We start from the raw sequence: 2,084 nt of genomic DNA, 5'->3' as shown, positions 1-2,084 counted from the left end.
CGCGGTCGCCGAAGCCACGGGCGGCGACTTCCGGACCGGCGCGCTGGCCGCCGGCGCCAACGAAGCGCTGGTGGACCACTTGGCCGAGCTGGTCAACGACGACCCGCAACTGCTGGTCGTCGCCTCACAGATCACCGGCATCATCGCCGCCGAACTGACCGACGGCGATGTCAATCAAGGTGCCGAGATTGCGGAGTATTCGACAAGTTACAACTATCTGCGACACGATCAGGTCGACGCCTATATCGACGAGCTGAAAGGCTGCGAAGCGCGGGGTGACTGTGCTGACATCACACGAGAATATCGAGAGACGAGTCTCCAGCAACAGGAAGAACTCTTAGACTTCTGTGCGAGCAACCCTGCGGACTGTTACGATCAGTATGGTCACCTGCTTGCTGGGAGTGATGAATTTCATGAATCGATGCAGAGGCTTGCTGCAAGTGGCGATATCCCAACACGCCTCAATGATGCTGCTGGATTCTTGTCCCAACAGCTAGAAGCCGAACGCACTATTATCAGTCATGAGACAGCACACCGCTTACAACAACGGTATGGCTTGGATGCTGATGAAACCTCTCTTGTCATGGACTTGGTGGCTGCAGCAGGGAGCGGGGTCGCTGCAAAGGGAATTGTTGGGGGGAAAGGAAGGCAAGGAGAGCGACCTGAGAATTATACACCTGCCGGGGCGGGACGGAGTGGTGCTTTCAACGAAGCAAAGCGTCAAGCAGGTATTCCAACTAGCCAACAACCGAGTCGTGTTGTTCCAAATGTTGACAGACGAGGGAATCCACAGCCAGGGCGGATTTATGAGTTTGAAGTGCCTGCTCAGGGAGGTGGAACGCGAGTGATCAGGATTCGTGATGATGCCGGCGGGCATGATTATGGTTCTGGAAATGACCAGAATCGCGGTCCACATTTTAACGACGAAGCTGGTAATCACTATGACTACTAATATCCGTGCTGTAAGCGCGCCAGATCTTTCTGTTGATAATGATGTTATAAACTTGGGGGGCATTGACCTTGAAGAAGGTAGAAAAATTGCGGGGGTGTGCTGGACTGTTAGGAAACAGGTGGCTGAAAAATCTCTAATCATAGTGCTTGATCATCTTTTGGAGACCATCAGGAGAAATCTACCTGAGCATGGCGTGTGGTTATTGGTAGGAAACTCTACTCTTCAAAAAAAAACAAGGATTGTTAAGTATAGAGGGCTATGGGGAGCTCTTGCTGCAAGAGGAATTATTTTTAATCATGCTAATAGTGCTAAGGAAGTTGTTCGGGAACTTCCAGAAGGATTAAGGTTTTTCGGATCTTTGAAGCTCTTTGAAGTTGACTTGGATGGTGCGGCAAAAGCTTTATTAGAAGAAGTTTGCTCATATATTTTTGTGATGCCAAGTGATACGAACATGGAAGATTTTCTTGAGTCTGGATGGACCGGTGACTTCTTTGAAGATGCTGAAATTGTTTCTCGTGTTGTTAGCTATGACGGTATGATGATCAAGAGATATGGGCAGTTTGATGATGAAGAAAAAGGGGTTGTAGGCGTGGGAAGCCCTAGACTTGTAAGCATGATCTTGATGTGACATCCCCTTAGCTGTAGATGTTCAGAATGGTCAGGTGTTGCACTCAGTTTCTGCGGCCAAGCAGTAAATATCACGGTAATCGAATGAGCGATGTTGTGAAAAAAAATTGGGCCCATTCATATATGAATGATGAGTTCATTCAGGTTGAGACATGTTCTGGCTATCGCGGAGGGTATTCTGATCCAGAAGGGCGGCGATTCCAGTTATCTCCGGAGGCCTCAGATGATGAAATTGGTGAGGCTTTGTTGAGCGCTCTGGCAAGAAGTCGTTTTATCCATCCTGATGAAGACCGGTCATTTTTTGATATTCGCGGCCGTGTGGTGCCTCAGTATCAAGAGTGGGTAAAAGAGATGATGAATCAATTCGGCTACAAGACCAAGCGGGCCATGTTTAAGAACATGAAGAGCTGTAGTATTGAAAGCCACGATGGCACAATAACTATTCGTCCTAGCCATCATGAAAAGCTTGAAGCTTGGAGTGGTGACGGGATTAGCGAAAGCGATT

General features: G+C 48.7%; 3 protein-coding genes. All 3 read left to right on the top strand.

Features of this window, described 5'->3' with window-relative positions; genetic code table 11:
• Positions 1-952: HNH/endonuclease VII fold putative polymorphic toxin (locus L861_RS24895; RefSeq protein WP_201766419.1), on the top strand; the 952-nt coding region annotated here is incomplete at its 5' end.
• Complete coding sequence (locus L861_RS06800) at positions 942-1,580, top strand: hypothetical protein (RefSeq protein WP_144062985.1); 639 nt, start codon at positions 942-944, stop codon at positions 1,578-1,580. The genes L861_RS24895 and L861_RS06800, both read left to right, overlap by 11 nt.
• Positions 1,581-1,663: 83 nt before the next feature.
• Positions 1,664-2,084, top strand: a 421-nt coding sequence (locus L861_RS06795) for a contact-dependent growth inhibition system immunity protein (protein WP_035568008.1), incomplete at its 3' end; no start/stop codon positions are given.

Source organism: Litchfieldella anticariensis FP35 = DSM 16096, assembly GCF_000409775.1.
Taxonomy (GTDB): domain Bacteria; phylum Pseudomonadota; class Gammaproteobacteria; order Pseudomonadales; family Halomonadaceae; genus Litchfieldella; species Litchfieldella anticariensis.
Note: the sequence above shows the minus strand (reverse complement) of the source record. Positions and strands in the feature narration are given on the sequence as shown.

Excerpts from the sequence above, each read along its gene's own strand:
- L861_RS06800 (WP_144062985.1), top strand. The coding sequence starts at position 942 with ATGACTACTAATATCCGTGCTGTAAGCGCGCCAGATCTTTCTGTTGAT.